Source organism: Dactylosporangium sp. CA-139066 (genome assembly GCF_050936175.1).
GTDB lineage: Bacteria > Actinomycetota > Actinomycetes > Mycobacteriales > Micromonosporaceae > Dactylosporangium.
Window position 1 is genome coordinate 1,730,011 of sequence record NZ_JBNJNH010000001.1, and the last position, 26,982, is coordinate 1,756,992.

The window sequence follows — 26,982 nt, forward strand, 5'->3', positions numbered from 1 at the left end:
GCCCACATTGGCACCCCGGCCGATCCGCAGATAGTGGAACATTGCTCGGTAAGCGACCGATAGTGATCGAAGGTAGACGATCGAATATCGAAAGTTGTAGTCCGGATGAGCTGCCGTATGTTACGGACTCCGCATTTGGTTTCGCCGGTGTTAACCACGTCATTAAATAGCCTTGAACTCGGTCGGCGCCGCGCGGCGGTGGCGGTCGCCGGCCGGGCGTCGGCAAGGCTCGGCGGCGGCCGGCGGTACCGGGGCCGGCCCTTCCCCGCCGAATCGACGGGGGCCTTGACACTGTGAATTCGTCCTGTCACGCTTGGTTCGGCGGCCGCACCGTGACTATTTCCGGGTGAGCCTCCGCAAAGAGCTGCCTTTTCTGGGCCATCGCCTCAATCGTCTTCAAGACGACTTCCGAGGCCGGCTTTCTCCTGCACGCGCAAGGGCGTGCGGACGCATTGCCGAAATGTTTTATCCCTCCACTGTGCCGAGGAGATCCCCATGCACTCGACCCTTATTGTCGCGCGCCTGCTCGCCGATACCGCGCCCGTGGCGGACCTCTTCGCCGCGTTCGACAAGACCGAGATGCCCGGTCTCATGGGTACCCGCCGCCGGCAACTGTTCCGCTACCGCGACCTGTACTTCCACCTGCAGGACTTCGACACCGACGACGGCGGCGCCGCCATCGAGCAGGTCAGGACGCATCCCTTGTTCGTGCGGGTGAGCGAGGACCTCAAGCCGTACATCGGCGCGTACGACCCGGCGACCTGGCGCTCGCCGGCCGACGCCATTGCCAGCCGCTTCTACGAGTGGTCGGCGGCCTGACCGCCGTCCGAGACGAAGGGAGGTGCCGATGACCCGCAGAGTGGTGATCACTGGAATGGGCGTGCTCGCGCCCGGCGGTGTGGGCGCCAAGGCGTTCTGGAACCTGCTCAGCGACGGGCGCACGGCCACCAGGCGCATCTCGTTCTTCGACCCGGCTCCGTTCCGGTCCCAGGTGGCGGCCGAGATCGACTTCGACCCCGAACAGCACGGGCTGAGCCCCCAGGAGGTTCGCCGGATGGACCGGGCCGCGCAGTTCGCCGTCGTGGCCGCCGCGGAGGCGGTCGCGGACAGCGGACTGACGCTCACCGGCTTGCCGGCCCAGCGCACCGGCGTCGCCATCGGCAGCGCGGTCGGCGCCACCATGGGCCTCGACCGGGAGTACCGCGTGGTCAGCGACGGTGGCCGGCTGGACCTTGTCGATCACGCTTACGCCGTCCGGCACCTCTACGACTACTTCGTGCCGAGCTCGTTCGCCCGCGAGGTGGCGCACTCGCTAAGTACCGAAGGACCGGCCACGGTCGTGTCCACGGGATGCACCTCGGGATTGGACACCGTCGGCTATGCCACCGACCTGATCCGGGAGGGCAGCGCCGACCTGATGGTGGCCGGCGCCACGGACGCGCCGATCAGCCCGATCACGGTTGCCTGCTTCGACGCCATCAAGGCGACCACACCGCGCAACGACGACGCCGAGCATGCGTCGCGGCCGTTCGACCGGTCCCGCAACGGGTTCGTCCTCGGCGAGGGCGCGGCGGTGTTCGTCCTGGAGGAGTACGAGCACGCGCGTCGCCGTGGGGCGCACGTCTACGCCGAGATCGCCGGGTTCGCCACCCGGTGCAACGCCTTCCACATGACCGGGCTGCGCCCCGACGGCCGCGAGATGGCCGAGGCCATCGGCGCCGCGCTGCGCGAGGCACGCACGGCGCCTACGGAGATCGACTACATCAACGCCCACGGCTCCGGCACCAAGCAGAACGACCGGCACGAGACCGCGGCCTTCAAGCGGAGCCTGGGCGAGCACGCGTACCGGACGCCGGTCAGCTCGATCAAGTCGATGGTCGGACACTCGCTCGGCGCCATCGGCTCGATCGAGATCGCCGCCTCGGTGCTGGCCATCGAGCACGACCTGGTGCCCCCGACGGCCAACCTCACCGAGCCCGATCCCGAATGCGACCTCGACTACGTGCCGCGGCAGGCCCGCGAGGTGCGTACCGACACCGTCCTGACGGTCGGCAGCGGATTCGGCGGCTTCCAGAGCGCCATGGTGCTGCGGAGCGTCACGTGACCGCGGCGGCCGTGACCGGGCTCGGGGTCGTCGCGCCGAACGGCCTCGGCACGGCCGACTACTGGGCCGCCACCCGCGCCGGCACGAGCGGGATCGAGCGCATCACCCGCTTCGACCCGTCCGGTTACCCGGCCCGTCTCGCCGGGGAGGTGCCCGGTTTCGTCGCTGCCGACCACCTGCCCGGGCGCCTTCTCGCGCAGACCGACAGGATGACCCAGCTCGCGCTGGCCGCCGCCGACTGGGCGCTGGACGACGCCGGGGTGGACCCGCGGGAGTGGCCCGAGTACGGGATGGGGGTGATCACCGCCAGCTCGTCCGGCGGCTTCGAGTTCGGCCAGAACGAGCTGCGCAAACTCTGGCGGCACGGCGGGCAGCACGTCAGCGCGTACCAGTCGTTCGCCTGGTTCTACGCCGTCAACACGGGTCAGATCTCGATCCGCAACGGCATGCGGGGTCCTAGCGGCGTGGTCGTGTCCGACCAGGCCGGCGGGCTCGACGCGATCGCCCAGGCGCGCCGGCAGATCCGCAAGGGCACCCGGCTGGTCGTCTCGGGCGGGGTCGACGGCTCACTCTGTCCCTGGGGCTGGGTGGCCCAGCTGGCCAGCGACCGGCTCAGCGGCAGCGACGACCCCGCGCGGGCTTTCCTGCCCTTCGACACCCGGGCCAACGGTCACGTGCCCGGCGAGGGCGGCGCGCTGCTGGTGCTCGAGGACGCGGCCGGCGCCCGGGAGCGCGGGGCGAGGGTCTACGGCGAGATCTCCGGCTATGGCGCGACCTTCGACCCGCGACCCGGCGACGGGCGCGAGCCGGGCCTGCGCCGGGCGGCCGAGATCGCGCTGGCCGACGCCGGCATCCGGCCCGCCGACGTCGACGTCGTCTTCGCCGACGCGGCCGCCGTGCCCGTGCTCGACCGCATCGAAGCGGAGGCGATCACCGCCCTCTTCGGGCCGTACGGCGTGCCGGTCACCGCGCCCAAGACGAACACCGGCCGGCTGTACTCCGGTGGCGCGCCGCTGGACGTGGCGACGGCACTGCTCGCCCTGCGCGACGCCGTCATCCCGGCGACCACCAACATCACGCCGGACGAGGCGTACCGCCTCGATCTGGTCCTCGACGCGCCCCGGCCGATGCCCGGCCGCGCCGCCCTGGTGCTGGCCCGCGGCCACGGCGGCTTCAACTCGGCGCTCGTCGTGCGCCGGCCCGAGTCCTGACCACCACCCACCACGAAGGGACCCATCACCATGGCAACGCAGCCTTTCACCGTCGAGGACCTTAAGGCCGTCCTGCGCGTAGCCGCCGGGGAGGAGGACGCCACCACGCTGGACGGCGACATCCTGGACGCCGCGTTCGAGGACCTCGGGTACGACTCGGTGGCCCTGCTCGAGACCACCGGCCGGATCGAGCGCGAGCTCGGGATCCAGCTGCCCGACTCCTTCGTCGCTGACGCCCGCACGCCCCGGGTGCTGGTCGAGGCCATCAATGAGCGGCTCGCCGCTCTGCTCGCCGGCTGACCCGGCGCGGAAGGAGACGACGATGCCGTCGACACCGAAGCGCACCGTCCTGGTCACCGGCGGCACCAGTGGGATCGGGCTCGCCGTCGTCCGGCTCATGGCCGGAAGCGGCGACCGGGTGTTCCTGTGTGCCCGTACCGCCGAGTCGGTGACGATGACCGTCAAGCAACTGCGCGACGAGGGACTCGACGTGGACGGGACCACGTGTGACGTCACGTCGCCCGACGACATCCGCGCCTGCGTCCGCGCCGCGGTGGACCGCATGGGCCCGATCGACGTGCTGGTCAACAACGCCGGTCGCAGCGGCGGGGGAGTCACCGCCGACCTTGACGACGAGCTGTGGCTCGCCGTGATGGACACCAACCTCAACAGCGTCTTCCGGATGACCCGGGAGGTGCTCAACGCCGGCGGCATGCGTGCGCGGGGCAGCGGCCGGATCATCAACATCGCCTCGACGGCGGGCAAGCAGGGCGTCGTCCTGGGCGCGCCCTACTCGGCGTCGAAGCACGGCGTCGTGGGCTTCACCAAGGCCCTGGGCAACGAGCTGGCACCCGCCGGGATCACGGTCAACGCGGTCTGCCCGGGATACGTCGAGACGCCGATGGCCCAGCGCGTGCGCCAGGGATATGCGCAGGCGTACGGCACCAGCGAGGACGTGATCCTGGACCGGTTCACGGCGAAGATCCCGCTCGGGCGCTACTCGACGCCGGAGGAGGTCGCCGGCCTCGTCGGCTACCTCGCCTCGGACACGGCCGCATCGATCACCGCCCAGGCTCTCAACGTCTGCGGCGGACTCGGGAACTTCTAGGAGGACGCTGTGCACGACAACGGCCACCGCCAGGTGGAGCACACGATCGACGTCGGCGCCCCGGCCGCGGAGGTCTACCGGTTGATCGCCGATGTCCGGCACTGGCCGCGGATCTTCCCGCCCACGGTGTACGCCGAGCAGGTCGAGCGGGCCGATCGCAGCGAACGGATCCGGATCTGGGCGACCGCCAACGGCGCGGTGAAGCACTGGACCTCGCGCCGGGAACTGGACCCCGACGGCCTGCGCGTCGACTTCCGTCAGGAGGTCTCCGCCGCGCCGGTGGCGGCGATGGGCGGTGCCTGGGTGATCGAGCCGGCCGGCGCGGCGACCGCCCGGATCCGGCTCCTGCACGACTATCGCGCGATCGACGACGACCCGGCGGACCTCGCGTGGATCGACGAGGCGGTGGACCGCAACAGCAAGGCCGAGCTGGCCGCGCTCAAGGCCAACGTAGAGCGGGCCGTCGGTGCGGGCGAAGAGCTGGTCTTCTCGTTCACCGACTCGGTCGACATCGACGGCGCCGCCAAGGACGTGTACGAGTTCCTCGACCAGGCCCAGCACTGGCAGCACCGGCTGCCGCACGTGTCCCGCGTCGTGCTCACCGAGGACACCCCCGGCGTGCAGACCCTCGAGATGGTGACGGTCACCAAGGACGGCGCGGCACACACCACCAAGTCGATCCGGGTCTGCTTCCCGCACCACCGGATCGTCTACAAGCAGACGACATTGCCGGCCCTGATGAGCCTGCACACCGGATGCTGGGACATCACCGAACACGAGTCGGGAGTGACCGCCTCGTCCGAGCACACGGTGGTGCTGAACCCGGCGACGATCACCGCCGTGCTCGGCCCCGAGGCGGGGATCGGCGAGGCGCGGGCGTTCGTGCGCACCGCGCTCAGCACGAACAGCACGGCGACCCTCGGGCTCGCCAAGGACTACGCCGAATCGCTGCGCCGATGACCGCCGGCGGCCCCCGCCGGCGCACCCAGGTCGCGGTGGTCGGGGCCGGGCCGGTCGGCCTGATGCTCGCCGGGGAGCTACGGCTCGGTGGCGCCGACGTCCTGGTGCTGGAGGCCCTCGACGAGCCGGTCACCGAGTCCCGGGCCAGCACCGTCCACGCCCGCACCATGGAGATCTTCGACGAGCGCGGCCTGCTGGATCCGCTCGGCCGGCCGCCGCACGAGCGGCGGGGGCACTTCGGCGGCATCCCTCTGGACCTCGGCGAGCTGCCGAGCCGGTACGCCGGCTTGTGGAAGGTGCCCCAGGCCCGCCTCGAACGGCTGCTCGCCAAATGGGCCGGTGGCCTCGGGGCGGACCTTCGCCGCGCGCACCGGGTGACCGGCCTGGACGCCTCGGCCGGAGAGGTACGGCTGACCGTCGCCGGCCCGGCCGGGGTCGTCAAGGTTGTGGCCGACTACGTCGTCGGCTGCGACGGCGAGCGGAGCACCGTACGGGATCTGGCCGGCATCCCGCTCGACGGCGTCGGGCCCACCCGGCGGCTCATCCGTGCAGACGTCGCCGGGGTGGACATCCCGAACCGCCGGTTCCAGCGACTGCCCGGTGGCCTGGCCATCGCCGCGCGGACCCCGGACGGTGTCACCCGGGTCATGATGGCCGAGCACGACGGGGCGAACGACGGCCCTCCGCCGTCGTTCGTCGACGTCGTCGCGGTGTGGCGCCGGCTCACCGGGGAGGATCTCGCGTCCGGCCGGCCGCTGTGGGTCAACGGGTTCGACGACGCCAGCCGCCAGGCGCGGCGGTACCGCTCCGGCCGCGTCCTGCTGGCCGGCGACGCCGCGCACCAGCAGATGCCGGTGGGCGGCCAGGCCATGAACCTGGGCCTGCAGGACGCGGTCAACCTTGGCTGGAAGCTGGCCGCCACGGTGGCCGGCCGGGCTGCCGCCGACCTGCTCGACACCTATCACGCCGAGCGGTACGCGACCGGCGCGCGCGTGCTGGGCAACATCCGGGCACAGAGCCACCTGTTGCTCGGAGGTCCGCAGGTGGAGGCGGCCCGGATGCTGCTGACCGAGCTGATCGCGTATCCGCAGGTGCGGGACCGGCTCGGCGGCATGATCAGCGGCCTCGACGTGCGCTACGGCGACGACCCGGACCCGCTCGTCGGGCGGCGGATGCCCGCCGCCCCGGACGCCGACTGGACCGCGCCGCTTCGCGCCGGCCGCGGCGCACTGCTCTGCTCTGCCGACGACCGCAGCCGCCGTTCCGGCCCGGCGGCGGCGCTGTCCGGGTGGATCGACCGGGTGCGGCTAGCACCCGTGCCCCCGGACCCGGCTCGGCCGCCGGCCGTCCTGCTGCGACCGGACGGGCACATCGCCTGGACCGGCGATCACCACGGTGATCCGCGGCCGGCGCTGCGCCGCTGGTTCGGCGCCCCCGCGCGCTGAGGCGAACCACGAGACCGACGGGAGAACAACAGCATGTCCACGACAATCAGGAACCACTCCGGAGCCGTACCGAAGCCCGGCGCGACCCGGCAATGCGACGTCATCATCCTCGGCTCGGGCCTCGCCGGCTCGGTCACCGCGGCGATCCTGGCCCGACACGGTGCGGACGTCGTGCTCATCGACGCGGCGTCGCATCCCCGCTTCGCGGTCGGGGAGTCGATGACGCCGCAGCTGGTGGAGTGGCTCCACATCCTCTCCGAGCGCTACGACGTACCCGAGATCAAGAGCCTGGCCAGCGTCGATGCCAGCACGCGGGACATCGGGCCGTCGTTCGGCACCAAGGCGCACTTCGGCTTCATGCGCCACCCGGCGGGCGGGGAGCCGGACCCGCGGGAAGCCACGCAGCTGGGCCTGCCGAAGATCTTCACGAAGAACGGTCACCTGTTTCGCCAGGACAGTGACGCCTTCATGTTCCATGTCGCGATCCGGTACGGCAGCGAGCCCCGGCAGAACTGGCGCGCCACCGACGTGGACATCGACGACGACGGGGTCACGGTCACGGGCCAGAACGGCGAGGCGTTCCGCGGCAAGTACCTGATCGACGCCAGCGGCTTCCGCTCGCCGCTCGCCGAGAAGTTCAACCTGCGGGAGACGCCGGCCCGCTTCAAGCACCACGCCCGGGGCCTGTTCACGCACTACATCGGCGTCAAGCCGTTCGACGACGTCAGCGGGCACCCGAAGAACCTGCGCCCGCCGGTGCCATGGCACAACGGGACCATGCATCACCTGATCGACCGGGGCTGGTTCTGGATCATTCCGTTCGACAGCCACCCCAAGTCGAAGAACCCGCTGTGCAGCGTCGGCCTCACCTTCGACGAGCGGCTGTACCCGAAGCCGAAGGACATGACGCCGGACGAGGAGTTCAACTTCTACCTCGACCGCTACCCGGCGGTGAAGCGCCAGTTCGAAGGCGCACGGCGGGTCCGGGAATGGGTTTCCACCGATCGCATGCAGTACTCGTCCTCGCAGTCCGTCGGCGACCGCTGGTGCCTCATGTCGCACGCGGCCGGATTCCTCGACCCGCTGTTCTCCCGCGGGCTGTCCAACACCTTCGAGGTGGTCGACGCGCTGACCTCGCGGCTGCTCGGCGCATTGCGCGACGGCGACTTCTCGGCCGAGCGGTTCGCGTACGTCGAACAACTCGAGCGGGGACTGCTGCAGTACAACGACGACATCGTCAACAGCTCATACATCGCCTTCTCGCATTTCCGCCTGTGGAACGCGGTGTTCCGGGTCTGGGGCTGCTTCATCAGCCCGGGCGTCATGCGGCTGACCCGGGCCCGCCTGCTGTACGTGCGCGACCGCGACGACCGGCACTTCAAGGAGTTGGAGGACACGCCGTTCCCGGGTCTGTGGTGGCCAGAGAGCGACAAGTTCAAGCGCATCCTGGAGGCCACCGCCGAGACCTGCGAGAAGTACGAGGTCGGCGACCTGACCGGGGACGAGGCGGCGGACATCGTGTTCGGCCTGCTGCGCGACTCCGACATCGTGAACCCGACGTTCGGCTGGAAGGACGAGCGGAAGCGGTTCATCGCGCCCAGCACGTTCACCATGGCCCGGTTCATGTACTGGGCCTCCGTGCAGGGGCCGCCGGAGATGAACCATCTCGGCCGCGAGTTCCTCAAGGGCATCCTGAAGGCCGGTACCCGTGCGAGGAAGCTGCTGTGACGCGGGTGCTCGGGCGTCCGCTGGTCCATCAGACGGAGCCCATCGAGGCGAACGTGCTGCGGCGGGTATGCGGCCTCTTCGTGACCGGGGTGGCCGTAATCACCAGCGGTGACGGGGACCAGGCGACGGGCACCACGGTGAACTCCTTCACCTCGGTCTCGCTGGAACCCCCGCTGGTGCTGTTCTGCCTGCACCTGAACTCCCGGCTGAACGCGACGCTGGAGTCCACCGGGACGTTCGGGGTAAATCTGCTGACCGGCCAACAGGAGCCGGTCGCCTGGGCGTTCGCCGGCCGCACGCCGGCCGGCTTCACGCCGAGCTACCGGCGCTGCGCCGAGGGCGTGCCCGTGCTGGCCGACGCCATGGCGTACCTCGCGTGCCGTATCGTCAACCGCTTCCCGGGCGGCGACCACGTGATCGTCCTCGGTGAGGTGCTGGAGGTGGGCTGGCCCCGCCGCCGAGACCCCCTGATCTTCTTCCAGGGCACGTTCGGCGTGCTGGAGGACGAGTTCCCGCCCGTACATCCCGTGTGGGACGGCTGAGCCACCCCGGCGGGGAAGGAAGGAGACCCATCCGATGCCGCTCAGCCGGCGAGTCGCCCGCTTCAACCGGCTCTTCGCCAACCACGTCGTCGGCCCGCTGTTCACCCGGATGCCCGGCTTCGGCGCCATTCACCATCGTGGACGCCGCTCACGCCGGGCCTACCGCACGCCGGTCAAGTATTTCCGGCGCGGCGACGACTACATCATCACCCTGCCGTACGGGCCGGACGCGGACTGGGTGCGCAACGTGCTGGCCGCCGGCGGCTGCGCGCTGAGCACCCGGGGCCGCCGGCTCCAGCTGACCGCGCCCGTTCTCTTCGCCGACGACGGGAGCACGCCGATCCCTCGGCTGGTCCGGCTGGCGATGACCAGGCTGCACTCGACCACCTATCTGGCGCTGCGCCCAGGGGTACCCGAAGGGAGATCCGATGTCTGACTGGGTCCTTTGCAAGCGCTGCCGCGCGATGATCTACGGCAAGCGATGGCTGCGGAATCTGAAGGTCTGCCCGGAGTGCGGGCACCACTCGCCGCTCGCCGCGCGGTCGCGCCTGGAGAGCCTCGCCGACCCGGGGAGCCTCGAGCTGATCGAGCCGCCCGGCGGCGTCGTCGTCGACGTGCTCCGCTTCGTCGACACCAAGCCCTACACGCAGCGCATCGCCGAGGCCCGGGCCCGCACCGGCCTGGACTCGGCGGTGCTCTGCGGCGCCATGACCATCGAAGGCCTACCGGTCGTGGTGGCTGCCATGGACTTCGCCTTCCTGGGCGGCAGCATGGGCGCGCTGGCCGGCGAGATCATGGTCGGCGCCGTCCGTGCCGCGCTGGAACGCCGGGTGCCGCTGATCGCGGTGACCGCGTCGGGCGGGGCGCGCATGCAGGAGGGCGCCATCTCGCTCATGCAGATGGCCAAGACCAGCAGCGCGTGGGCCGAGATGGACGAGGCCGGGCTGCTGACCGTCTCGATCGTCACCGACCCGACCTACGGCGGTGTGGCGGCGTCGTTCGCCACGCTGTCCGACGTGATCATCGCGGAGACCGGCGCCCGGCTCGGGTTCGCCGGCCGGCGGGTGATCGAGCAGACGATCCGGCAGAAGCTGCCGCGGGAGTTCCAGACCGTCGAGTTCCTCAAAAAGCGCGGGTTCGTCGACCTGGTGAGCCCGCGCGGCTCACTGCGCGGCGAGCTGGCGAAGCTGCTGCGCGCCGGCCGGCCGACCGATCACCGGCCGCGGCCCGTTCCGGCCGCCCCGCCGGTGGTCCGCGACCCCAGGCTGCTGGCCGACGCCGAGCCGTGGCAGCAGGTACGCCGGGCGCGCGACATCAACCGGCCCACCACGCTGGACTACGCCGGCCTCACCTTCGACGACTTCGTCGAACTGCACGGCGACCGGGTGTCCGGGGAATGCCCGGCGATGGTGGCCGGCCTGGCTCGGCTCGACGGCGCCGCCGTCGCGGTGATCGGCCAGCAGAAGGGGCACACGCCGGAGCAGCTGGCGCGGCACAACTTCGGCATGCCGAATCCGGCCGGTTACCGCAAGGCGGCCCGGGTGATGCGGCTCGCCGCCAAGCTCTCGATCCCGATCATCACGCTGGTCGACACGCCCGGCGCGTTCCCCGGCGAGCAGGCCGAGGACCAGGGCCAGGCCTGGGCGATCGCGGAGAACCTGCGGCTGATGACGTCGCTGCCGGTGCCCATCGTCAGTGTGGTGACCGGTGAGGGCGGCAGCGGCGGGGCGCTCGGCATCGCGGTGGCGAACCGCGTGCTCATCTGGGAGCACGCCGTGTACTCGGTGATCAGCCCCGAGGGCTGCGCCTCGATCCTGTTCAACGACGCGGCGCTCGGGCCCCGCGCCGCCGCCGCTCTCGGGCTCAGTTCGCGCGAGCTGCTGAGGCTCGGCGTCGTCGACGGCGTGCTGCCGGAACCTGAGGAGGGCGCGGGCGCGGCCCCGGCCGACGCGGCCGGCCTGCTGCGCCGGGTGCTGGTGGCCACGCTCGCCGAGCTGGCCGCGATGAGCGGGGAGCAGCTGATCGAGGACCGGCGGGAGCGGTTCGCCCGGTTCGGCCGGGTGACCCGGGAGCCCGCCCCGCCGGCCGTGGCCGACCTGGAACAGGTGGCGTCATGACCGAGCTGGGAATTGGCGTGTCGCACGGCGCCGAGGTGGTGACGGAGCCGCCCGTGGACGCGGTGCGGCGGGCGGCGCTGGACCTGCTGGGCGCACTGCCCGAGCGGCCGCAGCGGCTGCGGCTGCGGGTCGCCGACGTGGTCGTCGATCTCGACTGGCGTACACCGCCCGACCGGGCCGCGGCGTCCGGCCCGTCGATGGCGGTGGCCGCCGTGCACGCCGAGCAGACCGTGCTGCCGGTGGTCGAGCCGCTCGTGGCCGTACCGGCGCCGCCGGCGGACGAGCACTATGTGTGCGCGCCGAGCATCGGCACCTTCTATCGGGCCCCGGAGCCCGGCGCGGCACCGTTCGTCACCGAGGGCGACGAGGTCCGCCCGGGGCAGCAGGTCGGCATCGTGGAGGCGATGAAGCTGATGATGCCGGTCGAGGCCGACCGGCCCGGCCAGGTGGTCGCGGTGCTGGCCAAGGACGGGCAGGCGGTCGACTACGGCGAGCGGCTGTTGGCGCTCGCCCCGGCCGGGCCCGAGTAGGCGGGCGACGCATGTTCACCAGAGTTCTGGTCGCCAACCGGGGCGAGATCGCACTGCGAGTGGTACGGGCCTGTCGCGAGCTCGGCATCGAGTCCGTGGTGGTCCACTCCACCCGCGACCGGGATTCGGCCGCCGTCCGGCTCTGCGACGTACCGGTCCACATCGGACCGCCGCCGCCGAAGAAGAGCTACCTGAACGCGGCGGCCGTGCTCGAGGCGGCGCTGCGCACGGGCGCCGACGCCATCCATCCCGGGTACGGCTTCCTCTCCGAGGATCCCGACTTCGCCGAGGCGTGCCAGGCCGAGGGCATCACGTTCGTCGGCCCGCCGCCGGAGACGATGAAGTTGCTGGGCAGCAAGCAGTCCGCGCGGAACTTGATGGCCGACCTCGGGCTGCCGCTGCTGCCGGGAACGCTGGAGGCGCTCACCCCGGACGCGGCGTACGAGTACGCGCGGCGGATCGGCTTTCCGGTGATCGTCAAGGCCTCGGCCGGCGGCGGCGGTCGCGGCATGCGTGTGATCCATGAACCGGACGAGTTCCCGGCCGCCTACCGTGACACCCAGGCGACCGCCCGCATGCTGTTCGGTGACGGCGCGGTCTACGTGGAGCGTTACCTGACCGGCGCGCGCCACGTCGAGGTGCAGATTCTGGCCGACGGCTACGGCAATACCGTACACCTGGGCACCCGCGACTGCAGCGTCCAGCGTCGCCATCAGAAGCTGATCGAGGAGGCACCCGCGCCGGGCCTGCCGGCGGAGCTGATCGAGGAGATGGGCGCCGCGTCCTGCCGTGCCGCCAGGGCCGCCGGCTACACCGGCGCGGGTACGTTCGAGTTCCTGCTCGCACCCGACGGCTACTACTTCATGGAGGTGAACTGCCGGATCCAGGTCGAGCATCCGGTCACCGAGATGGTCACCGGCATCGACCTGGTCGCCGCGCAGCTGCGGGTGGCGGCCGGCGAGCCGCTCGGTTTCGGGCAGGCGGACGTACGCCACCACGGGGTGGCGATCGAGTGCCGGATCAATGCCGAGGACCCCGACCGGGAGTTCGCGCCGACGCCCGGGCGGGTGGACACGTTTGCCGTGCCGGCCGGGCCGTTCGTCCGGGTGGACACGCACCTGCGCCCGGGCGACGTCATCGCGCCCGAGTACGACTCGCTCATCGCCAAGGTCGTCGCCTGGGCGCCGGACCGCCCCGCGGCGCTCGCCCGGATGCGGCGCGCCCTGGACGAGGTTGCCGTGACCGGCGGGAACGTGCGGACCACCGTTGACTTCCTCGCCCGTGTACTGCGGCACCCCAGCTTCCGCTCGGCCGCGCACAGCACGTCGTTGCTGGGCGAACTGCTCCCGGATTCGCCGGAAGGAAACCACGGATGAACATCCTTACCGCGCCGCCCGCGCCGCTGCCCAGTCACACTGTCCTGATCTTCCTGCTGCAGCTCGCCCTGCTGCTCGGCGTCGCCCGGCTGTTCGGGTGGCTGGCCGAGCGGTGCGGCATGCCGGCGGTGGCGGGTGAGCTGCTGACCGGCGTGTTGCTCGGGCCGTCACTGCTGGGCCACCTCATGCCGCGCTACGCCGCCTGGCTGATGCCCGGCGGGCCCGGGCAGATCGGTCTGCTCGACGCGATCGGCCAGCTCGGCGTACTGCTGCTGGTCGCGGTCACCGGCAGCCACGTGGACCTGCGGGCGGTGCGCCGGCGCCGCTCGACCGCGGCGTACATCAGCGTCTTCGGCCTGGTGGTCCCGCTCGGCCTGGGCATCGCGGCCGGGTTCCTCCTGCCGCGCGCGGTGGTCGGCACCGCGTCCGACCGGGGCGTCTTCGTGCTGTTCCTCGGCGTCGCCATGTGTGTCTCGGCGATACCCGTGATCGCGAAGACGCTGACCGACATGCGCCTGCTGCACCGCGACGTCGGCCAGCTCACGCTGGCCGCCGGCATGGTCGACGACGCGGTCGGCTGGTTCCTGCTCTCGCTGGTGTCCGCGGCCGCGACGGTCGGGGTGACGCTCGGCGGCACGCTGGTCTCGGTGCTTTCCCTGCTCGGTTTCTCGATCGTCGTCATGGTGGCCGGCGGCCCGGTGGTGCGGGGCGTGCTGCGGATCAGTTCAAGGTCGCCGGAGCCGGGCACGACGATCGCGGTGTCGGTCCTGCTCGTGTTGCTCGGCGCCGTGGCGGCGCATGGCCTCAAGCTGGAACCGGTCTTCGGCGCCTTCATCGTCGGCATCCTCATCGGCACCGCCCGCGCGCGCGATCTGGCGCGCCTGGCGCCCCTTCGGACCGTCGTGCTGTCGGTCTTCGCGCCGCTGTTCCTGGCGACCGCCGGGCTGCGCATGGACCTCACGGCGCTGCGTGACCCCGCGGTCGCCATCGCCGCCGTGGTCATCCTCGCCGTCGCCGTTCTCGGCAAGTTCGCCGGGGCCTACGCCGGTGCCCGGCTCAGCCGGCTCGGCAACTGGGAGGCGCTGGCCATCGGGGCGGGCATGAACGCGCGGGGGGTCATCGAGGTGATCGTGGCGACGACCGGTCTGCGGCTGGGCATCCTCAACACGGCGACGTACACCATCGTCATCCTGGTGGCCGTCATGACCTCGTTGATGGCACCACCGCTGCTGCGCCTGACGACGGCGCGGATTGAGCAGAGCGAGCAGGAGCGCGCACGCCGGGCCCACCAAGACCGGATCTCCGCGGTCGCGCCGATGCCCGTCGACGCCTGATGCTTGTCGAGGCCTGATGCTTGTCGACGCCTGATGCGCGGCCGGCCCGCGGTGCGGGCCGGCCACGACCGGGTGGATCAGTGCTTGACGGCGACGGCGGCGAACCCGGCGGCGTCCTGCCGGTTGGTCTGGTGGTCCGCGTCGGACGGCGGCTCCTCCGGCGATCCCCACTCGTTGGTGGACACCACACCGGGCTCCAGCACCGTCCAGCCCTCGGTGTCGACGAACCGGGTGATCTCCGCGCGGGAACGCGGGGCGAGCTCGACCCGGAACCTGCCGTACAACTCGTCGGTCGCGACCTGCACCGGCGCGGAGACGTAGTCGTAGCTGGTGTGGGTGAGGATGACGAGGCTGCCGGGCGCCAGCGGCGCCTTGTAGCGCTCGATGATGCCGTACGGATCGCCGGCGTCGCCGACGAAGTGCAGTACCGCGCTCAACAGCACCGCCATCGGCTGGGAGAAGTCCAGCAGCTCCTTGGTGGCCGGGGCCGACAGCACGGCCTCGACGTCGCGGAAGTCCGCGTCGACGTACGCCGTGCGGCCGCTCGCGGACCCGCCCAGGATGCGCAGCGCGATGTCCCTGACGACCGGGTCGTTATCGACGTAGACGACCTTGGCCTCGGGCGCGACCTCGTGCGGGGCGTCGGCGGCCGGGATGCCGCTGCCGAGGTCCAGGAACTGCTTGATACCGCGCCGGGTGGCGGTGCGCACCGCCCGGGCGAGGAAGCGCCGGTTTGAGCGCGCTCCGATCGGGGCGCCGGGCAGCACCTTCACGATGCCCTCCGCCGCGGCGCGGTCCACGGCGAAGTTTTCGGAGCCGCCCAGGAAATGGTCCATGATCCGTGAGGCGTTCGGAAACTGTTCGGGGTTCCTGGTCTCGGGCATGACCGTCCATCCTTCGTGAGGGGTTGGGACTTCCAACGGCGAGCCCGCGCACGACCGCGCTCGGTGGCGAAGGGCAACAGAAAAGGCGACATCCGGTGGATGTCGCCTCGATCGTGTTGCTTCGCGTATGGGGCTCCGCCAAAAAGCGTGACAGGTCGACGGGCGCTGTGTCAACGAGCCCTCGACGCGACATGACGAGCGGGCTCCGCCAAGTGGTGGACAGGGCCAAGTAGGTTCACTACTCTGATAGTTGGCCAGGTGGATAGTTGGCCTGGTGTGAGATTCTCCGGCGTGGTCGACGTGGCGGCGGAGTCGCGCCCTCGTCAGAACGAACAAACATCGAAAGGGGACGTCCATGGCCGTGAACCACGAAGCCGAAGCCAGAGCCGATTCCGGCGGCGTGGGTGAGCAGGCAGGTGCGCCGAACCGGTCCGGTCTGGCGCTGCTCGTCATCGCGGCCGTGCAGCTGATGCTGGTGCTCGACGCGACCATCGTCTCGGTGGCGCTGCCCAGCATCCAGCGCGCCCTGAACACGGCCAGCGGCGACCTGAACTGGGTGGTCACCGCATATTCGCTGACCTTCGGCGGTCTGCTGCTCGTCGGTGGGCGCGCCGGCGACATCTTCGGTGGCAAGGTGGTCTTCCGCGCCGGCCTGGTGCTCTTCACGGCCGCCTCGCTGCTCGGCGGGTTCGCCGGTTCGACCGGCACGCTGATCGCCGCCCGCGCGCTGCAGGGCGTGGGCGCCGCCATCGCCACGCCGACGGCGCTGTCCCTGCTGACCAACACCTTCCCGCCGGGCCCGGCGCGCAACAAGGCGCTGGGCGTCTACGGCGCGGTGGGCGGCCTCGGCTCCGTCGTGGGCCTGCTGCTCGGCGGTCTGCTCACGGAGTACCTGAACTGGCGCTGGGTCCTCTTCATCAACGTCCCCATCGCCGTGCTGGTGCTGCTCGGCACCGGCGTGCTGGTCGAAGGCAACCGTGAGCGCGGCCGGATCGACGTCCCCGGCGCGCTGACCGCGATGCTCGGCGCGGTGGCCGTGGTCTACGGCATCAACCACGGCAACAGTGCGGGCTGGGGCAACATCTGGACGCAGGCCAGCCTGGGTGCCGCGGTGCTGTTCATTGCCGCGTTCGTGGTGATCCAGCGCTCCAGCTCGTCGCCAATGCTGCCCCCGGCGCTGCTGCGTGACCGCGCCCGGCGGGGCGCCGTCCTGGTGATGGCCTTGAACGGCGGCGGCATGGGGGCCACGTTCTACTTCCTCACGCTGTACATGCAGACGGTGAAGTCCTACAGCCCGATGGTCACCGGCACGGGCTATCTGCCGATCACGTTCGGCATCGCTCTCGGGGCCGCTGTCATAGGCCCGAAGCTGCTGACCCGTATCTCCGAGCGGGCCGTCGTGGCCACGGGCGTGGCGATCGGCATCGTCGGCACGCTCTGGCTGGCGCTGCTGACCCCGTCCCTCAACCCGTTCTTCGCGCTGTTGCCGGCGCAGTTGGTGGTGGGTCTGGGTCTCGGCCTGACCTTCGTGGTCCTCACCGTCGTCGGGGTCCGCGGTGTGGACCCGCAGGACACCGGCATCGCATCCGGCCTCATCAACATCAGCACCCAGCTCGGCTCCGCGATCGGCCTTTCGGCGCTGGTGGCGGTGGTGCTGGCGGCGACGAAGTCCTATCAGCCGGGGCACAGCGTCGCCGTGGCGACGACTCACGGCTTCAGCGTCGGCTTCCTCGTCGTCGCGGGCATCTTCCTGCTCTCGAGCCTGGTCGCTTTCACCACGCTCAGCGGACGCTCGCCCCAGCCGGAAGCTCAGCCGCAGGACGCCGCGCCGGTCGTCTGACCGATTCGGCTCGTCAGACGGAGGGATCAGTTGGACTACTACGAGGCCGTCTCCGACGCGCTCGACCGTCTGGAGGGGCTCGGTTACGAGTGGGGCAGCGCCTCCTTCATCAACCACGCCCCCATGGCCGCCGAGGCCATGGCCCGGCTGGGTCACGGCGAGCATCTGCCGGAGTGGACCACCCGCATCCTGCGTCGCCCGTACCATGACGCGCCGGAGCGCAAGATCGAACTGACGTCGGCCGGGGGTGACTGGTCGTCCGCCCTCGGCGACTTCAGCCGGGTCGCCGACTGGGCGGCCCTGTTCGAGCGGGAGCTCGCGGCGGATCCGTGGCGCGAGGTGGTGGCCCGGTGGTGGCCCCGGCTGTTGCCGGGCCTCAGCGTGGCCCTCACCCACGGCGTGATCAGGACATCGCATGCCATGCGGGCGCTGGCCGAGGCCGAGACCCACGGCGACGACCGGCGTCAGCGGCGGGAGCTGGCGCAGGGGCTCGGGTACTGGGCCTCGCGGTACCAGCCCGAGCCGCTCCCGTCCACGCCCGACCCCGAGGGCGACGTGCTCACCGCGCTGCACCGGCTGGTTCTCGACAGCGCGGACTTCTACGCCCGGGCCCGGCCGCGCTTCGCCATCCCGCTCATCCATGCTGTCACCGCTCCCGCCGCGGTCCGGCTGGCGTGCGAGTACCTGCCGCCGGAGTACCACGCGCCGTCCTACCGGGTGGCCGTCGCCGCCACCGCCTCGATCCGCGGCTACTTCAGCGGTCAGCCGCAGGACGACCCCCTCGCGGGGATCGACGACCTGCCGCCGCTGACCGAGATCGCGGCCCGTTCGGTCGACCTCGGCGACGAGCACGCAATCAAGCTCGCCGAGGTCGCGGTGCGCCACGACGCGATTTCCCCCGACCCCCGTTTCGCGGCCGCTGCCCACGTGGCCAACGGCCTGATCGCCCGGAACCACACCGGACCACGAAATTAGATCAGTCGTTTGATGGATAAGCATGTTGATGATAGCGTTGCGTACGAATACGTAGCGATGAGGCGCCGAGGGGAACAAGGATGAGCCAGGAATTCAAGAACCTCGACATGACGATGATGTTCACGATCCATGACGCCCTGCGGCGTGAGCTCGAGCGGATCGCGCGCATCACGGCCCGGGTCGACGAGGACCCCCGTCACGTGCTGAGCACGGCCGTCGGCTGGGAGATGTTCAAGAAGAACCTCACGATCCACCACACCTCCGAGGACCTCACGCTCTGGCCCGTGATGCAGCAGGCGCTGGCCGGCCGGCCCGACGACCTCGCCCTGCTGGACGCGATGGAGGCCGAGCACGCCGTCATCGATCCCCTCCTCGCCGACATCGACGCGGCCCTCGCCGACCGGGACTCCGGCCTCGAACGCCTCACCGGCCTGACCGACGCCCTCTACACCAAGCTGCGCCACCACCTCGCACACGAGGAGAGCGAGGCCCTGAACCTCATGGACAGCACCTTGACCAAGGAGCAGTGGGGCGCGTTCGGCAAGGAGCAGAGCGGCCGCCACGTCGACGACACCTCGACCTACCTGCCCTGGCTCCTCGACGACATGCCCGCCGCCAAGCTCGCCGCGTTCATCGGCAACATGCCCGAGCCCCTGCGCAGCGCCTACGAGAACGAATGGCGCGCCGCCTACGAAGCACTCGACATCTGGGGCGCCAAGACCAACACCGCCACCCACTGACGAAGAACCTCTCGTGTGCTGCCCGGGTGACCAATCAACCGGTGGATTTCGGGCGGCCTGTTCGCCGCCGGCCGGTAGCATGCGTCACCGGGTGGTCCAACTGGCGATAGGATCGAAGACATGGGCGCGCAGCCGTTCTCGGCCGCTGAGTTCGCCGACATCTACGGCAAGGTGCCGCGGCTGACCGTCGAGGTGGTGTGCTCGACGGACGACGGTTTCGTGCTCACCCGGCGGGCGATCGAGCCGTGCAAGGGGCAGTGGCACCTGCCCGGCGGAACCGTGTACTTCGGCGAGCACCTGCGGGACGCCGTCGTGCGGGTGGCGCGCGCCGAGCTCGGCGTGACCGTGAACGTCGGGCGGTTCCTCGGATACATCGAGTATCCGCACATGCTCCGCGACGGCTACAACGGCTGGCCCGTGGGCATGGCGTTCGAGGCAACGCCCACCTCCGGCATCCTCGTCGGCGATGATCAGTCCGACCAGATCGGCAGCTTCCGCGCGGTCCCGCCGGGCACGCTGCTCGAGCACGGAGCGTTCCTGGAGCAGCTCTTCGCCACGGAGACCGTGGCCGGCTGAGCGTGCCACGGCGACGCTTTCCGCCGGTCGGTCACCGCCACGGGCCGCCATCGGGCTGCAAGTCGTCGCGCTCAGCTTCGCCGGCATGCGCTGGAAGGTTGCTGCCTGGACCGGGCTCGGGATCGCGGTCCTCCTCGGCGTCTTCGGCAACCGCGTGGCCAGCGTGCTCGCGCTGGTGGCCGGGGCGGTGGGCGTCTTCAGCTGGTTCCGGGCCGTCGCGGGCACGGCCGCGCCGGGGTGGTCCGGGCCGTCCGTGGCCGCCGCCGCACAGACTCGGTTCGGGGGCGCCCTGCACCCGGGCGACACGCTGCGGGTGACCTGCACGCACAACGCCCGCTCTGCGCGGGCTCCTGCCGCAGCTCAAGGGCACGCCGCCGCGGTGCGTGGTCTGGGGCGACGGCACGAGATGTGCCTCGGCCTGGTGGTGATGACCGCAACGAGCCACGGCAACTGCCGCAGACCGGCCGGCCGGCGATCGGGGAGCGGGTGATCTCGTCCTCGTCGAGCAGCCACCGGAAAAACTGCTGCAGCCCCTTGTGCTTGTTCAGCGCGGTGGACGCGGACCGGGTCTCGATCATCCACGCCTGGAAGGACTCGATGTGCTTCTTCGTGACCTCGGTTGGGTCTTCGGCGGCGTCGTCGGCGTCCGGGTCGGGGAGTGCTCGGCGAGGTACCGGGCGAGCTGCGCGGCGGCGAGGAGGTAGTTGTACCGGGTGGTCTCCGGGTAGTTGCCGGCGCGCAGCGTTCGGTCCCAGTCGCGGAGAAATCCGGACCAGTCACGGGCGAGGCCTTCGGCGAGGTTGTCGATCTTCAGGAGCGGCATCTGAAACCTGCCTAGTCAAGGGGTCTAGCAGCGGCGTGCTGGACCTGGCAGTGATGCCGAGCAATGCAATAGGGGCTTCCGCAAGTCGCTGACCTGCGGAAACCCCTAGCCGGTCGGGACAGCGGGATTTGAACCCACGACCCCTTGACCCCCAGTCAAGTGCGCTACCAAGCTGCGCTATGTCCCGGTGCCGCCGGCTTCCGTCGACAGCCGCTACAGCCTAGCGCATCCCCTCCCGCCCCGGCCACGAGGTATCCCGTTACCTCTCAGTGAGCTCTGGCGAGCGTCTGATGGGTAGTCCCGCCTTGCGGTGGGACGGTCCCGGTCTGATCCGCTGTGGCGGTGCCGGGTTGACGTTTCACAGCCACCGGCCCGTCGGGGCGGGTCTTCTGGTCGGCTCCACGTCCTGCCACCGGGCCACTCCCGGCGGTGGTCACCTCACGCACGAGTGCGGCAAGGTTGCAGGCGGCGTTGACGTCGCGGTCGAGGACGAGGCCGCAGCTGGTGCAGGTGTAGGTGCGCTCGGCCAGGGGCAGTTTGGTTTTCACCGCGCCGCAGCCGGAGCAGGTCTTGGAGGACGGATACCAGCGGTCGGCCACGATCAGCCGCCCGCCGGACCACAAGGTCTTGTATGCCAGTTGCCGGCGCAGTTCGCCGAACCCGGCGTCAGCGATGTGCCGGGCCAGCCTGCGGTTGCGCAGCATCCCGGCCACGTTGAGGTCTTCCACCACCAGCGTGCCGTAGGTTCCGGCCAGGCGGGTGGTGAGTTGGTGCAGACCGTCGCGGCGCAGGTTCGCCACCCGCGCGTGCGCCCGCCCGAGCTGGGTCTGCGCGCGCCGCCACCGGTTCGACGGGCGCTGCCCGGTGCGCCGGTCCGGGCCTTGCCGCCGGGACAGGCGACGTCCGAGACGGCGCAGGCGCTGCTGTGCGGCGTCGAGGTGGCGCGGGTTGGGCTCGTATGTGCCGGTCGACAGCACCGCCAGGTGCTTGATCCCGACGTCGATACCGACGGTGGCGTCCGTCCGGGCCGGCAGCCGCTGGACGCGGTCGACCTCGACGCAGAACGCCACGTGCCAGCGTCCGCCGTCGCGGCGCACCGTCGCCGACATGATCCGGGCCGTGCCGGCCTCCAGGCGGTGGGCGAGTTTCCGCGCGGACTCGTGCAGCTTCAACCGGCCCAGACGGGGCAGCACCACATGTTTGCGGTCGGGCTCGACCCGGATCGCGCCGGTGGTGAACCGCACGCTCGGCGTGCTTCGGTGGCGGGACTTCAACCGGGGGAACCCGACCGGGCGCCCGGCCCGTTCACCCGAGCGATGCTTTGCGACGCCGCCCATTCCTACGTTCACCTGAGCATTTATAGCGTTCCATAGTGCGAAGACGCTTGGCATCCCATCAGTTAGTTACCTCCTCAAGCGGGGCGGGCCGTTACGCTCCGGCGATGCGGCTTGAGTACGTCACGATCGTGGTTGACGAGTACGACCCGGCCATTGCGTTCTTCGTCGGGGTGCTCGGGTTCGAGCTGGTCGAGGACTCGCCCTCGCTCACCTCCGTCGAGCGTAAAGCGAAGCGGTGGGTGGTCGTGCGGCCGCCCGGTGGGGGGACGGGGCTGCTGCTGGCCAAGGCCGACGGGGAGCGGCAGGCGGCGGGGGTGGGGGAGCAGGCCGCGGGGCGGGTCGGGTTCTTCCTGCGGGTCGAGGACTTCGACGAGCGCTACGAGCGGATGGTCCGGCACGGGGTGGTGTTCGAAGGGTTACCGCGCGTGGAGGAGTACGGCAAGATCGTCGTCTTTCGCGACATTGCCGGGAATCGGTGGGACCTGCTCGGACCCGCCTAGAATCCGCATATAACAGTCATAACGGACTCGCCGACGGTGGCGTGGCTTGCCTAGCGTGCCCGGCGTGCTGGGGGTTGATCTGTACCTGTTGTGGCGGGCCGGGCGTGTGGAGCTGCCCGCGCTCGCGGGGGTTTATCGAAGAGCCGGTTCGCAGTTGTACGCCATCCGCGCCGACAACGCCGACTGGTGCGCGCTGCGGGATCAGTTCGGGGGTGTCCTCGACGACGCGGGGCGGGTCGTCGAGGAGACCGCCGAGGCGGTGTGCGTGGCCGTCGAAGGGTACGCGCGGGCCGACGACGCCGCGCGGGTCGAGCTCGATCGGCGGCGGGGCGAGTCGGGGCGGGTGCCGGGGTGACGTACGAACGGCTGATGGAGCATGCCGAGGATCTGCGGCGGCTGGCGGTCGACGTCGCCATGGCGATCGTCGAGCACGACCCGCTGCGGCGGCGCGGGGTGGAGCGGGCGTTCGCCGATGTGCCCGACGAGTTCCGGGCGGTGGCGCACTTCCCCGATCCGCAGAGTCTCGGCGGGCCGATCGACGGGATGGGCAGCGTCCTCGATGGACTGTCCACAGGGGAGGACCGGCCGGCCGAACCGGGGCTGGCGCGGATCGGGGCGGCGGTCGCGATGCTCGGTGGGTGGAGCGGGGAGGCGGCGGAGCGGTTCCGGGACGGGTTTCTCGCGCCCTGGCCGGCGTTCGTGCGCAACCAGTACACGGTCGCGGCGGTGCTGCACTCCGCGCTCGTGGCGGAGCGGGAGATCTGGGCGCGGGCGCGGCAGGACGCCGACCGGATCGCCGAGCAGGGGCTGGCGGCGGTGGCGGCCTGCACCGACTGTACGCGCACCGAGTGGACGGTCACCTTCACCGTCATGGCGTCCGTGGCCGCGGTGGTGGCCGTTCCGCTCGGCGGTGTGCCGGGCGTCGTGCTCGGCGGGGTCGCGGCGGTCGGGCAGGTGATGGCCGTGGCCGGGCCGGATGATCCGCCGCGGACCTCGTTCAGCGCCGACGATCCGGGCGAGGTCGTGGAGCGGGTGCGGGAGGCGATCCGCCAGCTGCTGGGGCATGTGCACGAGCGGCGCGCGGCGGTCGCGGAGGCGCTGCGGAAGACCGGGCAGTTGGTGGCGGACCGGCCGGAGCTGTTCGGGTGGAAACGATAACCAGGACCGTCGGCGCGGTGACCGCCACGCTCAGCGCCGACGGCCGGCGGATCCAGGTGGCTATATGCCGGGGAATGCCGATAAATCCAACATGCCTCGAACGTCTCGCCCGGGCGCTGTGGGCGGGGCGAACGCGAGCGGTGCTCGATGCCGCCGGCGCCGCGAGCGAGCCGGCGGCGCTGGGGTGGCGGGCCGAGGCCTACGTCGCCGGGCGGGCAGGCATCGTGGCCCGCGGGCGGTCGAGGGACGGCAGCGTCGCCGTGGAAACCGTTGGCATGCGGCAGTGGCGGGTTCACATCCAGCCGGGGGCCGGAGGGGCCGCCGTGGAAGAGGCGGGGGAGGAGCTGCTCAGGGATCAGGCGCGGCAGATCAGGGCGCTGAAACGAACGATCTGGCAACCGGGCGGCACTGGGAATGCTTGCCCGGCGGCCGAATCTGGGGTGGACGTTCCCCGGCCTGGAGGCAGCCAATGAGCACGGCGCTCGCATCCGACAAGCAGACCGCTCGCATCCTGATCGTCGACGACGATGCGGATCTGCGGGGCATGGTGGCGTACAGGCTGGTGAAGGCCGGCTTCGAGGTCATCGAGACCGACAACGGGGTGTCGGCGGTGGACGCGGCCGTGGCGTGCCTGCCGAACCTCATCATTCTCGACATCATGATGCCGGGGCAGGATGGGCTCACCGCGTGCGAGCAACTGCAGGCCGATCCCGAGACGGCGCGGATCCCGGTGATGCTGCTGTCGGCGCTGGCGCAGCCCGACGTCGTGCGCAGCGGGGTCATCGCCGGTGCGGTGCACCACATGGTGAAGCCGTTCAGCCTCGATGCGCTGCTCGGCAGTGTGCAGGCGCTGCTGCGGGTGCATCCGACGCCGGTGGACCCGAATACGGGCACGGATCTAGACCGCAGCTTCCAGTGGTGACGGTGGCGGGTCGAGGACGCGGGCCGCGCCGTCGGTGACGATCGCGACGCGGCCCGACCTCCGCCCAGGCGCCGGGTACCCCGGCGAGCAGTTCGGTGGCCGCCTCGGCGGTGCCAGCATCGGTACCCGGGCGCCTGCGTCAGCATCGCCCGGATCTGGTCGGGCTGGGTCAGGGCGACCCCGCCGAGCGCCGCGGCGAACACGATCAGCGTGAAGGCGAGTACGTGCCGCCAGGCGCCGTACAGGCCGCGGAACGACACGCACGCGAACGTCCGATCGTGCCGAGCCAGTCGTGCAGCCCGACGGCGACGATGCCGACCGCGGCGCCTTCGAGCGGGATGGCCCACGGGGGGAAGGTCTGCCGGCGGTACCGCTGCAGCCAGTAAAGGCCGAGGACGATCGCGGCGGCGACGGCCCCGGCGCGGGCGAGGGGCGGTGCGGCGTGCCCGGCCAGGGACCGTGGCACGACGGCGGCCAGGTTGAACAGCCCGAAGCCCAGGAACAGCCAGCGGATCCGCCCGCCGAGGGCCTTCGGTGGACGTAAGGGCCCGAACGGACGGGTCATGTCTGCGGTATCGGCTGTACAGGCGGCAAACTGAGTAATGATCCACTATTCCGGCATACTGGATCGTGCCGCGTACAGGGCGCTACCCTGTGCCCACCGCCCGCGAAAGCGGGGCGGTACCGCTCATCTCTGCACTGGATCAGCCGAAGGTAAGGCGGCCGGGAGTAGGCCGGGAACGGTCGAAGGCGGTGATGACAGGCGGTGAAATCGAGCCGACTGTTCGCCGTGTACGCACCGCTGTTCGCTGTGGCCGCCGGCTGGGGGCTGGCCCGGTTCGCCGGGTTCGACCACCTCACCGTGCTCGGCTGGCTGCCCGGGGCGGTCGGGATCGCCGTCGGCGGGCTGTATCTGCTGCAGGCGGCCCGAACGCCGGGCCTCGACCCGGCCGGGCGCCGGTTCTGGCGCTACCTGGCCGTCGCCGCCCTGCTGATCGCGCCGGCGACGAAGCCGCTCACGGAGGCGAGCCTCGGCGGGGAGAAGGCGGGACCGGTGCTCACCGGCGCCGTGGTACTGCTGAGCATCGCCCTGCTCCTCGTGCTCTGGGCCCTGCTGAGCCTGCCGACCCGGCCCCGCAGCGGCGGCGACTGGCTGCGCCTGGGTCTGGACGCGGCCACGGTGCTGGTGTGTTCGGCGTCGTTCCTGTGGCACTTCGTGCTGCGCCCGCTCGTCGAGGTCCACGCCGAGCTGCCGAAGGTCCTCGGCCTGCTCGTCCTGTCGGTGCTGTGCCTGCTCGCGGTCCTCGCGGTGGTGAAGCTGATCCTGGTCGGCACCGAGGTCGTCGACGTGCGCGCGCTGCAGGCCCTGGCGCTGGTGGTGTTCATCGGCGCGGCGGGCTCGGCGCTGGTGCCGGTGCTGCAGAGCCCCCGGCTGGCCGGCGTCTCCGACCTGATCACGATGTCCGAGGCGGTCATGGTCGCCGTGGCCGGTGTGCTGCAGCGGCGCCGGGTCGGCCCGGTCGCGCCGGCGCGGCGGCCGCGCCGGTCGTACTCGATCCTGCCGTACTTCGCCGTCGCCGCGGTCAACCTGCTGCTCGTCGCCGTCACCCTGAGCGATGTCGGTACCGTGCCGGTGCTGGTCGGCGCCGTCGTCGCGACCGGCGCCGTGGTGGCCCGCCAGCTGCTGGCCTTCCGCGACAACGACGGGCTGCTCAGGTCCCTGCGCGAGCATCAGCGGCTGCTGCACGAGCAGGCCACCCATGATGCGCTGACCGGCCTGCCCAACCGGGCGCTGTTCAACGAGCGGCTGGAGCGTGCGGCGGCGGCGATCCTGATCGACCTGGACGACTTCAAGGCGGTCAACGACACGCTCGGTCATCCCGTCGGCGACGGGCTGCTGGTCGAGGTCGGCCGCCGGCTGCGGGCGGCTGTGCGCCCGTCCGACCTGGTTGCGCGGCTGGGCGGTGACGAGTTCGCCGTCCTGGTCACCGACGTCGACGGCGACGAGGTGGCCCCGGCCGGCCGGCGGCTGGACGCGCTCGCGGAGCGGATCCTTGAGCGGCTCGGCGAGCCGGTGCGCACGCACGGGCATGTCCTCGCGGTGACCGCGAGCGTCGGGGTCGCCGATCGGGAGCCCGGCGACGGCGCGCAGGACCTGCTGCGGCACGCCGACATCGCGATGTATGCGGCGAAGAAGCGGGGCAAGGGCACCCATGCGCGGTACACCCCGGACCTCAGCGGCCTGCTCATGACCCCCGAGTCGCGCCTGGCCGACCTGCGCCGGGCCGTGGAGCGGGCGCGGCCGCCGTTCGTGCTCGAGGTCGGCCGGGCCGCGCTCGTCTCGCCCGGCTTCGCCGCGGAGCTGACCGGGCTGCTCGCCGAGGCCGGCCTGGCCCCCGGCGGGCTCACCCTCGCCCTGCCGGCCGCGCAGCTGTCCGGCGACGGCGCCGTGGCGCGCGCGATGCGGGAGCTGCGGGCGGCCGGGGTCGGGCTGGCGCTGGACCACAGCGGCACCGGGACGGTGCGCCTGGACCTGCTCGCCGCCCTGCCGTTCACGGCGCTGATCGCCGACCCCGAACTGGCCCCGCCGGACGGCGTCGCGGACGGTCGGTCGAGGGCGTTTGCGGAGGCAGTGTCCCGGTTCGCGCGGGACGCCGGGATCGAGTACAGGGTTCGATACGAGGGAGCTCTGCTGGAGAGCGCTCTCTAAATTTCAGTTCCGGAACCGTGAACCTCTTGACAGCGACGGCTTGGCGGATAACTCTCGTCGGT

29 protein-coding genes and 1 tRNA gene are annotated in these 26,982 nt (G+C 71.3%); 25 read left to right on the top strand and 5 right to left on the bottom strand.

The features are described from left to right. The first annotated feature begins 495 nt into the window (after positions 1-495). From ACQEVU_RS07960 to ACQEVU_RS08025, 14 genes are read left to right on the top strand one after another with little or no spacing between them, the layout of a single operon-like run. Positions 496-819, top strand: a complete 324-nt coding sequence (locus ACQEVU_RS07960; RefSeq protein ID WP_433321890.1) for a TcmI family type II polyketide cyclase — start codon at positions 496-498, stop codon at positions 817-819. Positions 820-847: 28 nt separating this feature from the next. After that, positions 848-2,104: a beta-ketoacyl-[acyl-carrier-protein] synthase family protein gene (locus tag ACQEVU_RS07965; protein WP_433321891.1), complete on the top strand. Its 1,257-nt coding sequence runs from the start codon at positions 848-850 to the stop codon at positions 2,102-2,104. After that, positions 2,101-3,315, top strand: a complete 1,215-nt coding sequence (locus ACQEVU_RS07970; RefSeq protein WP_433321892.1) for a ketosynthase chain-length factor — start codon at positions 2,101-2,103, stop codon at positions 3,313-3,315. Before ACQEVU_RS07965 ends, ACQEVU_RS07970 begins: the two co-directional genes overlap by 4 nt. Before the next feature lie 30 nt (positions 3,316-3,345). After that, positions 3,346-3,615: an acyl carrier protein gene (locus ACQEVU_RS07975; RefSeq protein ID WP_433321893.1), complete on the top strand. Its 270-nt coding sequence runs from the start codon at positions 3,346-3,348 to the stop codon at positions 3,613-3,615. A 22-nt stretch (positions 3,616-3,637) separates the two neighbouring features. Beyond that, positions 3,638-4,423 carry a 3-oxoacyl-ACP reductase FabG gene (fabG, locus tag ACQEVU_RS07980; protein WP_433321894.1) on the top strand — a complete coding sequence of 262 codons (786 nt, stop codon included), beginning with the start codon at positions 3,638-3,640 and terminating at the stop codon, positions 4,421-4,423. A gap of 9 nt (positions 4,424-4,432) precedes the next feature. Then, positions 4,433-5,383, top strand: coding sequence for an aromatase/cyclase (locus tag ACQEVU_RS07985; RefSeq protein ID WP_433321895.1), 951 nt, complete (start codon positions 4,433-4,435; stop codon positions 5,381-5,383). After that, entirely contained in the window at positions 5,380-6,828 is a 1,449-nt protein-coding gene (locus ACQEVU_RS07990) for an FAD-dependent monooxygenase (protein WP_433321896.1), read from the top strand. Before ACQEVU_RS07985 ends, ACQEVU_RS07990 begins: the two co-directional genes overlap by 4 nt. A 33-nt stretch (positions 6,829-6,861) precedes the next feature. Continuing rightward, on the top strand, positions 6,862-8,556 hold the full coding sequence (locus ACQEVU_RS07995) for an NAD(P)/FAD-dependent oxidoreductase (protein ID WP_433321897.1): 1,695 nt from the start codon (positions 6,862-6,864) through the stop codon (positions 8,554-8,556). Then, positions 8,553-9,098 carry a flavin reductase family protein gene (locus ACQEVU_RS08000; protein ID WP_433321898.1) on the top strand — a complete coding sequence of 182 codons (546 nt, stop codon included), beginning with the start codon at positions 8,553-8,555 and terminating at the stop codon, positions 9,096-9,098. The genes ACQEVU_RS07995 and ACQEVU_RS08000 overlap by 4 nt, the downstream gene beginning before the upstream one ends. Before the next feature lie 34 nt (positions 9,099-9,132). Further along, positions 9,133-9,534 carry a nitroreductase family deazaflavin-dependent oxidoreductase gene (locus tag ACQEVU_RS08005; protein ID WP_433321899.1) on the top strand — a complete coding sequence of 134 codons (402 nt, stop codon included), beginning with the start codon at positions 9,133-9,135 and terminating at the stop codon, positions 9,532-9,534. Next, positions 9,527-11,215, top strand: coding sequence for a carboxyltransferase subunit alpha (gene accA / locus ACQEVU_RS08010; protein ID WP_433321900.1), 1,689 nt, complete (start codon positions 9,527-9,529; stop codon positions 11,213-11,215). The genes ACQEVU_RS08005 and accA overlap by 8 nt, the downstream gene beginning before the upstream one ends. Then, positions 11,212-11,745: an acetyl-CoA carboxylase biotin carboxyl carrier protein gene (locus ACQEVU_RS08015; protein ID WP_433321901.1), complete on the top strand. Its 534-nt coding sequence runs from the start codon at positions 11,212-11,214 to the stop codon at positions 11,743-11,745. Before accA ends, ACQEVU_RS08015 begins: the two co-directional genes overlap by 4 nt. Before the next feature lie 11 nt (positions 11,746-11,756). Continuing rightward, positions 11,757-13,121 (top strand): acetyl-CoA carboxylase biotin carboxylase subunit, encoded by a 1,365-nt coding sequence (locus ACQEVU_RS08020; protein WP_433321902.1) that lies wholly within the window; start codon positions 11,757-11,759, stop codon positions 13,119-13,121. Next, on the top strand, positions 13,118-14,455 hold the full coding sequence (locus ACQEVU_RS08025) for a cation:proton antiporter (protein WP_433321903.1): 1,338 nt from the start codon (positions 13,118-13,120) through the stop codon (positions 14,453-14,455). Before ACQEVU_RS08020 ends, ACQEVU_RS08025 begins: the two co-directional genes overlap by 4 nt. A 77-nt stretch (positions 14,456-14,532) precedes the next feature. Here ACQEVU_RS08025 and ACQEVU_RS08030 read toward each other — a convergent pair whose 3' ends face one another. Next, complete coding sequence (locus ACQEVU_RS08030) at positions 14,533-15,339, bottom strand: SAM-dependent methyltransferase (RefSeq protein WP_433321904.1); 807 nt, start codon at positions 15,337-15,339, stop codon at positions 14,533-14,535. A 355-nt stretch (positions 15,340-15,694) separates the two neighbouring features. Between ACQEVU_RS08030 and ACQEVU_RS08035 the strand changes: the two genes are divergently transcribed. The 5 genes from ACQEVU_RS08035 to ACQEVU_RS08055 all read left to right on the top strand — a co-directional run bounded on the left by ACQEVU_RS08035 (position 15,695) and on the right by ACQEVU_RS08055 (position 19,960). Next, complete coding sequence (locus tag ACQEVU_RS08035; RefSeq protein WP_433321905.1) at positions 15,695-17,179, top strand: MFS transporter; 1,485 nt, start codon at positions 15,695-15,697, stop codon at positions 17,177-17,179. 30 nt (positions 17,180-17,209) lie between these two features. Continuing rightward, the gene (locus tag ACQEVU_RS08040) at positions 17,210-18,154 is read left to right on the top strand and encodes a hypothetical protein (RefSeq protein WP_433321906.1); all 945 of its coding nucleotides are present in this window, start codon (positions 17,210-17,212) and stop codon (positions 18,152-18,154) included. Between the two features lie 80 nt (positions 18,155-18,234). Beyond that, positions 18,235-18,894 carry a hemerythrin domain-containing protein gene (locus ACQEVU_RS08045; RefSeq protein WP_433321907.1) on the top strand — a complete coding sequence of 220 codons (660 nt, stop codon included), beginning with the start codon at positions 18,235-18,237 and terminating at the stop codon, positions 18,892-18,894. Between the two features lie 120 nt (positions 18,895-19,014). Next, on the top strand, positions 19,015-19,470 hold the full coding sequence (locus tag ACQEVU_RS08050) for an NUDIX hydrolase (protein ID WP_433321908.1): 456 nt from the start codon (positions 19,015-19,017) through the stop codon (positions 19,468-19,470). A gap of 85 nt (positions 19,471-19,555) precedes the next feature. Continuing rightward, positions 19,556-19,960, top strand: a complete 405-nt coding sequence (locus tag ACQEVU_RS08055; protein WP_433335362.1) for a hypothetical protein — start codon at positions 19,556-19,558, stop codon at positions 19,958-19,960. 84 nt (positions 19,961-20,044) lie between these two features. Here the strand turns inward: ACQEVU_RS08055 and ACQEVU_RS08060 are convergent, their stop codons facing one another. The 3 genes from ACQEVU_RS08060 to tnpB form a co-directional block, all read right to left on the bottom strand. Then, on the bottom strand, positions 20,045-20,293 hold the full coding sequence (locus ACQEVU_RS08060; protein ID WP_433321909.1) for a hypothetical protein: 249 nt from the start codon (positions 20,291-20,293) through the stop codon (positions 20,045-20,047). 113 nt (positions 20,294-20,406) lie between these two features. Continuing rightward, positions 20,407-20,480 (bottom strand) — tRNA-Pro (locus ACQEVU_RS08065). 79 nt (positions 20,481-20,559) lie between these two features. Beyond that, positions 20,560-21,684 carry an IS607 family element RNA-guided endonuclease TnpB gene (gene tnpB / locus ACQEVU_RS08070; protein WP_433321910.1) on the bottom strand — a complete coding sequence of 375 codons (1,125 nt, stop codon included), beginning with the start codon at positions 21,682-21,684 and terminating at the stop codon, positions 20,560-20,562. Positions 21,685-21,734: 50 nt separating this feature from the next. On the opposite strand from tnpB, the gene ACQEVU_RS08075 reads away from it, so the two are divergent. The 5 genes from ACQEVU_RS08075 to ACQEVU_RS08095 all read left to right on the top strand — a co-directional run bounded on the left by ACQEVU_RS08075 (position 21,735) and on the right by ACQEVU_RS08095 (position 24,210). After that, positions 21,735-22,130: a VOC family protein gene (locus tag ACQEVU_RS08075; protein ID WP_433321911.1), complete on the top strand. Its 396-nt coding sequence runs from the start codon at positions 21,735-21,737 to the stop codon at positions 22,128-22,130. Between the two features lie 64 nt (positions 22,131-22,194). Next, the gene (locus ACQEVU_RS08080; RefSeq protein ID WP_433321912.1) at positions 22,195-22,485 is read left to right on the top strand and encodes a hypothetical protein; all 291 of its coding nucleotides are present in this window, start codon (positions 22,195-22,197) and stop codon (positions 22,483-22,485) included. Beyond that, positions 22,482-23,288 (top strand): hypothetical protein, encoded by an 807-nt coding sequence (locus tag ACQEVU_RS08085; protein WP_433321913.1) that lies wholly within the window; start codon positions 22,482-22,484, stop codon positions 23,286-23,288. Before ACQEVU_RS08080 ends, ACQEVU_RS08085 begins: the two co-directional genes overlap by 4 nt. Positions 23,289-23,305: 17 nt before the next feature. Continuing rightward, a complete protein-coding gene (locus ACQEVU_RS08090; protein ID WP_433321914.1) occupies positions 23,306-23,761 on the top strand; it encodes a hypothetical protein in 456 nt (151 codons plus the stop codon). Next, positions 23,758-24,210, top strand: a complete 453-nt coding sequence (locus ACQEVU_RS08095; protein WP_433321915.1) for a response regulator transcription factor — start codon at positions 23,758-23,760, stop codon at positions 24,208-24,210. The genes ACQEVU_RS08090 and ACQEVU_RS08095 overlap by 4 nt, the downstream gene beginning before the upstream one ends. Positions 24,211-24,415: 205 nt before the next feature. Here the strand turns inward: ACQEVU_RS08095 and ACQEVU_RS08100 are convergent, their stop codons facing one another. Then, positions 24,416-24,775 (bottom strand): hypothetical protein, encoded by a 360-nt coding sequence (locus tag ACQEVU_RS08100; protein WP_433321916.1) that lies wholly within the window; start codon positions 24,773-24,775, stop codon positions 24,416-24,418. 201 nt (positions 24,776-24,976) lie between these two features. On the opposite strand from ACQEVU_RS08100, the gene ACQEVU_RS08105 reads away from it, so the two are divergent. Then, positions 24,977-26,920: a diguanylate cyclase domain-containing protein gene (locus ACQEVU_RS08105; protein WP_433321917.1), complete on the top strand. Its 1,944-nt coding sequence runs from the start codon at positions 24,977-24,979 to the stop codon at positions 26,918-26,920. The last annotated feature ends 62 nt before the right edge of the window (positions 26,921-26,982 follow it).

Excerpts from the sequence above, each read along its gene's own strand:
- ACQEVU_RS08060 (WP_433321909.1), bottom strand. The coding sequence starts at position 20,293 with ATGCCGCTCCTGAAGATCGACAACCTCGCCGAAGGCCTCGCCCGTGAC.
- ACQEVU_RS07975 (WP_433321893.1), top strand. The coding sequence starts at position 3,346 with ATGGCAACGCAGCCTTTCACCGTCGAGGACCTTAAGGCCGTCCTGCGC.
- tnpB (WP_433321910.1), bottom strand. The coding sequence starts at position 21,684 with ATGCCAAGCGTCTTCGCACTATGGAACGCTATAAATGCTCAGGTGAAC.
- ACQEVU_RS08030 (WP_433321904.1), bottom strand. The coding sequence starts at position 15,339 with ATGCCCGAGACCAGGAACCCCGAACAGTTTCCGAACGCCTCACGGATC.
- ACQEVU_RS07990 (WP_433321896.1), top strand. The coding sequence starts at position 5,380 with ATGACCGCCGGCGGCCCCCGCCGGCGCACCCAGGTCGCGGTGGTCGGG.
- ACQEVU_RS08020 (WP_433321902.1), top strand. The coding sequence starts at position 11,757 with ATGTTCACCAGAGTTCTGGTCGCCAACCGGGGCGAGATCGCACTGCGA.
- ACQEVU_RS08015 (WP_433321901.1), top strand. The coding sequence starts at position 11,212 with ATGACCGAGCTGGGAATTGGCGTGTCGCACGGCGCCGAGGTGGTGACG.
- ACQEVU_RS08075 (WP_433321911.1), top strand. The coding sequence starts at position 21,735 with ATGCGGCTTGAGTACGTCACGATCGTGGTTGACGAGTACGACCCGGCC.
- ACQEVU_RS07965 (WP_433321891.1), top strand. The coding sequence starts at position 848 with ATGACCCGCAGAGTGGTGATCACTGGAATGGGCGTGCTCGCGCCCGGC.
- accA (WP_433321900.1), top strand. The coding sequence starts at position 9,527 with ATGTCTGACTGGGTCCTTTGCAAGCGCTGCCGCGCGATGATCTACGGC.
- ACQEVU_RS07995 (WP_433321897.1), top strand. The coding sequence starts at position 6,862 with ATGTCCACGACAATCAGGAACCACTCCGGAGCCGTACCGAAGCCCGGC.
- ACQEVU_RS08005 (WP_433321899.1), top strand. The coding sequence starts at position 9,133 with ATGCCGCTCAGCCGGCGAGTCGCCCGCTTCAACCGGCTCTTCGCCAAC.
- ACQEVU_RS07960 (WP_433321890.1), top strand. The coding sequence starts at position 496 with ATGCACTCGACCCTTATTGTCGCGCGCCTGCTCGCCGATACCGCGCCC.
- ACQEVU_RS08035 (WP_433321905.1), top strand. The coding sequence starts at position 15,695 with ATGGCCGTGAACCACGAAGCCGAAGCCAGAGCCGATTCCGGCGGCGTG.
- ACQEVU_RS08050 (WP_433321908.1), top strand. The coding sequence starts at position 19,015 with ATGGGCGCGCAGCCGTTCTCGGCCGCTGAGTTCGCCGACATCTACGGC.
- ACQEVU_RS08025 (WP_433321903.1), top strand. The coding sequence starts at position 13,118 with ATGAACATCCTTACCGCGCCGCCCGCGCCGCTGCCCAGTCACACTGTC.
- ACQEVU_RS08055 (WP_433335362.1), top strand. The coding sequence starts at position 19,556 with ATGCGCTGGAAGGTTGCTGCCTGGACCGGGCTCGGGATCGCGGTCCTC.
- ACQEVU_RS08100 (WP_433321916.1), bottom strand. The coding sequence starts at position 24,775 with ATGACCCGTCCGTTCGGGCCCTTACGTCCACCGAAGGCCCTCGGCGGG.
- fabG (WP_433321894.1), top strand. The coding sequence starts at position 3,638 with ATGCCGTCGACACCGAAGCGCACCGTCCTGGTCACCGGCGGCACCAGT.
- ACQEVU_RS08095 (WP_433321915.1), top strand. The coding sequence starts at position 23,758 with ATGAGCACGGCGCTCGCATCCGACAAGCAGACCGCTCGCATCCTGATC.
- ACQEVU_RS08045 (WP_433321907.1), top strand. The coding sequence starts at position 18,235 with ATGAGCCAGGAATTCAAGAACCTCGACATGACGATGATGTTCACGATC.